Annotated in this window: 5 protein-coding genes; all 5 read right to left on the bottom strand. The window is 27.9% G+C overall.

Annotated elements, in window-relative coordinates:
* Positions 1 to 240: 240 nt before the first annotated feature.
* Positions 241 to 1,497, bottom strand: coding sequence for an HNH endonuclease (locus SHK09_RS15095; protein ID WP_319811622.1), 1,257 nt, complete (start codon positions 1,495 to 1,497; stop codon positions 241 to 243).
* Between the two features lie 168 nt (positions 1,498 to 1,665).
* Entirely contained in the window at positions 1,666 to 2,952 is a 1,287-nt protein-coding gene (locus SHK09_RS15090) for a DUF6602 domain-containing protein (RefSeq protein ID WP_319811621.1), read from the bottom strand.
* Positions 2,953 to 3,126: 174 nt separating this feature from the next.
* Complete coding sequence (locus SHK09_RS15085) at positions 3,127 to 3,750, bottom strand: hypothetical protein (protein ID WP_319811620.1); 624 nt, start codon at positions 3,748 to 3,750, stop codon at positions 3,127 to 3,129.
* Positions 3,751 to 3,906: 156 nt separating this feature from the next.
* Positions 3,907 to 4,704 (bottom strand): hypothetical protein, encoded by a 798-nt coding sequence (locus SHK09_RS15080; RefSeq protein ID WP_319811619.1) that lies wholly within the window; start codon positions 4,702 to 4,704, stop codon positions 3,907 to 3,909.
* Between the two features lie 875 nt (positions 4,705 to 5,579).
* The gene (locus SHK09_RS15075) at positions 5,580 to 6,326 is read right to left on the bottom strand and encodes an abortive infection system antitoxin AbiGi family protein (RefSeq protein ID WP_319811618.1); all 747 of its coding nucleotides are present in this window, start codon (positions 6,324 to 6,326) and stop codon (positions 5,580 to 5,582) included.
* Between the last annotated feature and the right edge of the window lie 140 nt (positions 6,327 to 6,466).

Genomic DNA, 6,466 nt, shown 5'->3' with positions numbered 1-6,466 from the left:
AGCAACAAATACCATAATTAAAATAAAAACCATTTCAAGCCAATCTAATCTAAATCCAATTTTGTATTTCATAAGTAATATTTCTTTGTTTTGAGTTCGTTTCGCCAATGAATGCCAACGTTGTTGTATATGGTTTGTTGCGTGTTTCAAGCACCTAATTTAGTAAATAATTACCAACCACGAAAGTCCGCGAGGACTTTCGTAAGTAGGCGAGAAGCCAGCAATAAATTATATACGGTGTTAGGCAATGTTATTTAGCTTTTCTTTTGTTAATAATCTTAAAATGCTTTTGTCTTTGTCGGAATAACTCGTTCTGTCAAAATTAAACTGATTAAGAATGTTTTCTATTTCGTCATTTGCAAACATACTTAACTTTATAAGCATTCCAAATTCATCATTTTCTAATTCTTCAGGAACTTTAAAATAACTAATTGTTTCGCTTTTGTAAATGAATTGATTAAATTCTTTTTGTTCAATTCCTTCAATTTCTACAGCTGATTTTAGGTCTTTATAAACTGATTTCTCAAATATCTTTTCGTCAAAATTTTTAAATACTTTTCCTATATGCTTTAATACTTCAATTCCATCTTTGATATCAGAGAAAGACATACTATTGTGCATTTCCAAAGTTTCGTATGAGAACTCTTTGGGTAATTCAGTTTCTGTAGGTTGAGTAATTTCATTTTCCCAATTTAGAATATCATTTGTCCATTTTTCTAATAATTCTCTCCATTGAGTCCAGTTTTTAGATTCTATAGATTTTGGAATTACTTCTTTTTCGAGGTCTTCAGTTATTTTTTCATCTGACCAATTAGCTCCTTTTAAAGCATTAACATAATTATTCAAAATTATTGAGCCTTTTCTATTGTCCCAATATGAAAATCTATTTCTGCAAATTCCTTTAATGTATGCCATTTTTTGCTTTAGTTCTGGCATATTCTTCAAAGCACAAATTCCACCAACTTTATTGAAAGCTTCTTCTACACTTTCTTTTGTTATTTTACCTTCTTCGTCAAATACAAGATATTTTTTATTAGCAATATCGATTGATTCTAAAATGTCCTCAATTGGGAATTTTTTTATTAGTTTTTCTAAAGATTTTAATCCATTTTCATTGAGCGTAAACGGATTCATCATTGAAGTCCAATAATCACTAACCATAGTAACTTTTTCATCTTCAAATTCTGTTAGCGATTTTTTCCATTCAAGCATTAATTCAAGTTGTTCCCTTCTTTCTTGAATTAGTTCCATTTGTTTTCTCTGTTTTTTTACGACAGTATCATCATTTAAGAGTCGAGCTTTTTTTCCTTGATTACAATCAAAACAACTTGTGATAAGATTTATTAATTCGTTAGTTCCTCCATTAGTAACTGGGTCAATATGGTCAACATTTAATACAACATCTGGTGCTGTATTTCCACAATATTGGCATTGGAATTTATCTCTTTTAAAAACTTCAAATCGTGTCTTTTTAGTTAGTGATTTTCTTTTTGCCATTTAGTTTTCAGGATGTTGGTTTTTAATATTGCCTAACGTTGTTGTATAAGCTTTGTTGTGTGTTTTAAGCAGTGAATTTACTAAATAAATCACGAACGGAGAAATTCCGGAGGAATTTCCTAAGTGAGCTAAAACCAGCAATAAAGTTTATACGGTGTTGGCTGTAGGCTATTTTTTCAATTTATTCATGAACCATTTTGTCATCATTCCATTTGCATCGTCTCCTGCATAAGTTTTATCACCATGAAATACTGTTATGCATTTTATCGTGGATAATTTAACTGAATTTTCATTATGAAAAACTAATCTTTTATTATTAAGAGTTTTTAAAACTTTTTCTAAATTAATATTATTCGTTTCTAAGAACTTAATAAACTTTTCGTCCTTAAAGTACAATTCTTCTTTATCTCCTAGTTCAGTGATTAATATAAACTCACTTCTATCAATAATAGCTGGTTCCCAATTTTCAACTGGTTCTTTAGCATTTAAGTCTTCTTTTGAAAAGTAGCAATATTTGTAACTCCAACCTTTATTTCCTTTATCATCTTCATCAAATTTACAGTCTAAAAATTGATGAGCAAATTCGTTTGATAATTCATCATCAAAAATAGATGATGAGAGTTGAAATTTATATGATAATCTTGTCCATATAAATTCTAAAAGATGTAATAAAGGGTTTTTGTTGGATGATAATAGAATTGGCCAATAAAACTCATTGTTTTGGAATGGAACAGCAAAAGGCATTCCATTTGATTTAATTAAAGAGTTGTTTCTACAGATTATAAGATTTGGAAAACTACCTATTCCATAGCCTCTTCTAGTATTTTTTTCAATTTTTTCATCTAACATATCTGCAAAACCATCTCTTAAAGATAATTCACTTGCATAACCAAAATACCCTAGAACTATTCTCAAAGGGAAATAGGCTTCCATTAAAAGTGTATGATAGATATATTGCATTTTTTCAGGTAATTTATCTAAATTTTCTCTTTCAGGAAGTTCGGTGTTTGTTAATAATTGCCAAGATTTTCTAAAAAGTCTCATTACATACGGTTCAACTTCGGAATCGAGACTGCGACTTACATTAATAATGCTTTTAAGATTATCGTATGAGCCAAAAAGTTGTTGTTTGTTAAGTGTTTTTTTAACCTCAATTACTGCAATAACCTGACTGTAATGATAAATATATTTATTAGTAAATGGAATTAATTTTCCTTCACCAACAACTATCATGCAATCAACTTGGGAACTTAAATCTCCATCATTATTATTTATTTTACCAGAAACAACTTTTAGATCAAGATTTTCAAAGATTGCCTTATTCAACATTTGATTTGTCAGTCCTTCATACATGTCCCCAATTAGACCAGGGTGTTTTACATCTCCATCTTTATCAATTAATTCTATTCCATTTTCCTTAAGTTTTGTAATAAAATCAGCAATTGTTTTTATCATTGAAAGTGTTTTCAGAGTTCGTTTTTTAGCTTACAGCCAACGTTTTGGTATAAGCTTTGTTGCGTTATTTAAGCAGTGAATTTAGTAAATAAAACACGAACGGCGAAATTCCGGAGGAATTTCCTAAGTGAGCTAAAACCGGCAATAAAGTTTATACGGTGTTACAAACAGTTTTTATCTTTCGCAATTTTGGTCATAATATTCCATTATAGATCTAATTCCATAACGTCTAAAGTATTTGTTATTTATTTTTTCAAGTAAATCAGGACAAGACTTAAAATAGTCTTTTGCAATTTTCTTAAACTTTTTTGAATAAGTATTCCCAATTCCTAAATGAGTTACACCAGTATTATTATTTTCACCAATAAAATAGGTTGTTTTAGTTGTATTTCCTTGAAAACCATTCATATTGTAGCTTCCAGATGATATGTCTACAAACAGATTTAATTTATCTTTTCCAAATACACCATAAGGTTCTAATAACATAATTCCATTAATTCTTCTACCAATAATAATTTTATAAATATACTCTATTTCATCTCCATCTATTTCAAGTATTACTTTTGATACAGTTTTATAATTATATACAATTTTTTCATCTTTTTCTTTTTTTTTGAAAATGATTTCCTCTTGTGTGTTAATTCTTGCTATTCCTGATAAAGTATCTCCACTTCTTAAAATTAAATTTGCTTTGTAATAAGAAGCGGAAAAGCTAAATAAATCTGAAAATGATGTCTTTTCTTGTCCGTTTAAGATTATACATGTAAATACTAATATTAAAGTGGTTATTTTCTTCATATTTTTTTAATTGTTTGTAACGTTGTTGTATATGGTTTGTTGCGTGGTTTAAGCAGTGAATTTAGTAAATAAAACACGAACGGCGAAATTCCGGAGGAATTTCCCAAGTGAGCTAAAACCAGCAATAAAGTTTATACGGTGTTGGCAGTAGTAATTTTATTCATCTTTCCATTTATTCAACAATTCTTCTAATTCAATTATATCTTTTCTTATTTCTTTGTCAGTTACAATTTTCAAAGCTAAATCATTATATTTTTTAGATTCACTATAATTGTCAAGTTTGTAAAATGCGTTCGCAATATTATAATTAAAAATTCCTGTTTTTTCAATATTTCTCTCAATATTCAATCCTTTTTCCCAAATTTCTATAGCTTTTTTTTGTTCAGTAGATTTATTCAAAGCAACACCATAACTCATATAAGTCAAAGTGTTTGTTTTATTAAATTTCAGAGATTTTTCAAAATATTCATAAGACTTTTCAAAATTCTCAAAATTTGCTTCTATACTTCCTAAAGAATTTAAAATTGAAGAATTTTCAGGTTCTCTTAAAAGAGATTTATTAAAATACTTTTTCGCTTTTTTGAGGTTTTTATTTCTCAATTCAGTTATTCCTAAATTGTAATTTAAAATTGATATTGAATCTTTAAATTCAAAACTACTTTTCTCAACCAAATGTGCATCTTCACCAATTCTATTCAGAAGATTTTCAGGTTTTTTCTTACAGCTTATTGTAAATAATAGACTAGATATTGTAACGAAAATAAAAATCCTTATTAAATATTTAAGAGCATTTATTTTTTCTTCAGGAGAAGTATTGGTGTTTTCCTTAAAGTCATTCTTATTACTAAAAAAAACTTTTTCAGGGTTTTCGTATTTACTCAAAATTTTGACTAATTTGTAAAATAAATAAACAGAATAAATAGCAGATAATATGGCAATAGATAATTTCAACATTTTAATTATGTTTATAATAAGATAGAACCATTATTTTTCTATAATTTTTTCAATTGAATTAGTTTCATTTTTTTATTACTGCCAACGTTGTTTTGTATGGAAAGTTGCGTTTTAAGTCGACGGCTATTTTCCGCAGGAAAATAGAAGTTGACAGAAAAGCAACAAACTTTACTTAGGCACTAATTTAGCTATTTTTTATACAAGGTGTTGTAAAATGCGTGTTTAATTTCCACTTTATAAGTTATAAAATTCCTATTTCTTTTTTCTCTTTTTATTGAGTTTCTGAGGAAATTCCGCAATTTTGATTTTTCAGCGTTTTCATAAGTTTTTAATTCAGAACATGAGTAAACCTTTATTTTACTCTTAGAAATCTCTCAGCCTTTCTGAATTTGTCTTTAAAAACGAATTTCTCTGACTTTTACATAACACTTTGTCAATTCAGCGGTTTTAGTTTCAAATAGTAAAATAAGTTTCAAGTTTTCAGATATTTTCAAACAGGTTAAATTCCGCAAACTTTTCCTTTTTTTTAGCGTTTTAAAACTCAGAGCTTAAACAACTATTTTACATTCTTAAAATTCCCAAAACCAATAAAAACCTTTCAAAATTTTGATTCGCGAGAGAGTGTTTCAAAACCGATTTTCTCAAACGTTTTTTCCGCCTTTTACTTTTCAGACTTTTAAAGCCAAATGTATTTTAAAATGACTTTTGTTCTTAAATTATACTTTTAGCAAGTTTTTTACAACGTTGATGTATAAGCTTTGTTGCGTGTTTTAAGCAGTGAATTTAATAAATAAAACACGAACGGCGAAATTCCGGAGGAATTTCCTAAGTGAGCTAAAACCAGCAATAAAGTTTATACGGTGTTGTGTACAGTTTTATATATCAGTTTTAATTTGATCGGTGGTCAATATTCTTGATATTAATCTTTCAACATTTTTGAATGGTTGGTTAGAATTATATGCTCTAATTATATTTATTATTTCTTCAATTTCATTTTCATTTTGAACAAATATGTAGTTTATATCTTCCGCTTTAAAGTTCAGCTTTATATCTTTTATTTTACTGTTAGCTTTATCTTTTTTTTCTGTTGTATTGTAATCTTTACCTACAATCATACTAGGGTTATTTTCAAGCTCTTCTTTATTAGCTAAATATCTCCACTCTCTTTCATCTGAAAATCTATATTTTTCAATTTTTACTTTTTTGGTATTTAATTTACCTTCATAGTTTTTACAATAACCAAGTATCTCAACAGCAATTTCTTTAAATTTATTATCTAATTCGCCTTTTTCTGAGCTAACTACCATTTCTCTAAATTCAGTTCTGATTGTTGCTCCTAGTGATGAATTATCGTCCAGATATAATACTGGATTAAGGCCATTTTCTTTAGCCCAACCTTTTTTTAATCCAATTCCGTAATTTCCATATGAATCTATCTGTGCGCCTAATTGAGAAAGAGGTATATCACTGAAACTAACAATTGGGTATGCAGCATTAACGGTTCCTTTTATTGTTGTTAAATGTTCAAGGCAATATTTTATTTTAAATCCTTCTTTCAGAATTCCGATTAAAGCTTCTTTTTCATTGGTAAGATGGATTAGTGTATTTGAACTGAGACTCATTTTTTGGATTTAATTGTACACAACGTTTTGGTATAAAAATTTTTGCGATTTAAAAATGCGGCAAATTTTCCACCGGAAAATTAGAAGCATTTTTAAAAAAGCAAAAAGCTTTGATTAGGCATAAATTTAAGCAATTTTTT

Origin of the sequence: Polaribacter sp. PL03 (genome assembly GCF_033875165.1) — a bacterium.
GTDB lineage: Bacteria > Bacteroidota > Bacteroidia > Flavobacteriales > Flavobacteriaceae > Polaribacter.
Note: the sequence above shows the minus strand (reverse complement) of the source record. Positions and strands in the feature narration are given on the sequence as shown.

Coding starts and splice junctions, on each gene's coding strand:
- SHK09_RS15095 (WP_319811622.1), bottom strand. CDS start 1,497: ATGGCAAAAAGAAAATCACTAACTAAAAAGACACGATTTGAAGTTTTT.
- SHK09_RS15085 (WP_319811620.1), bottom strand. CDS start 3,750: ATGAAGAAAATAACCACTTTAATATTAGTATTTACATGTATAATCTTA.
- SHK09_RS15080 (WP_319811619.1), bottom strand. CDS start 4,704: ATGTTGAAATTATCTATTGCCATATTATCTGCTATTTATTCTGTTTAT.
- SHK09_RS15090 (WP_319811621.1), bottom strand. CDS start 2,952: ATGATAAAAACAATTGCTGATTTTATTACAAAACTTAAGGAAAATGGA.
- SHK09_RS15075 (WP_319811618.1), bottom strand. CDS start 6,326: ATGAGTCTCAGTTCAAATACACTAATCCATCTTACCAATGAAAAAGAA.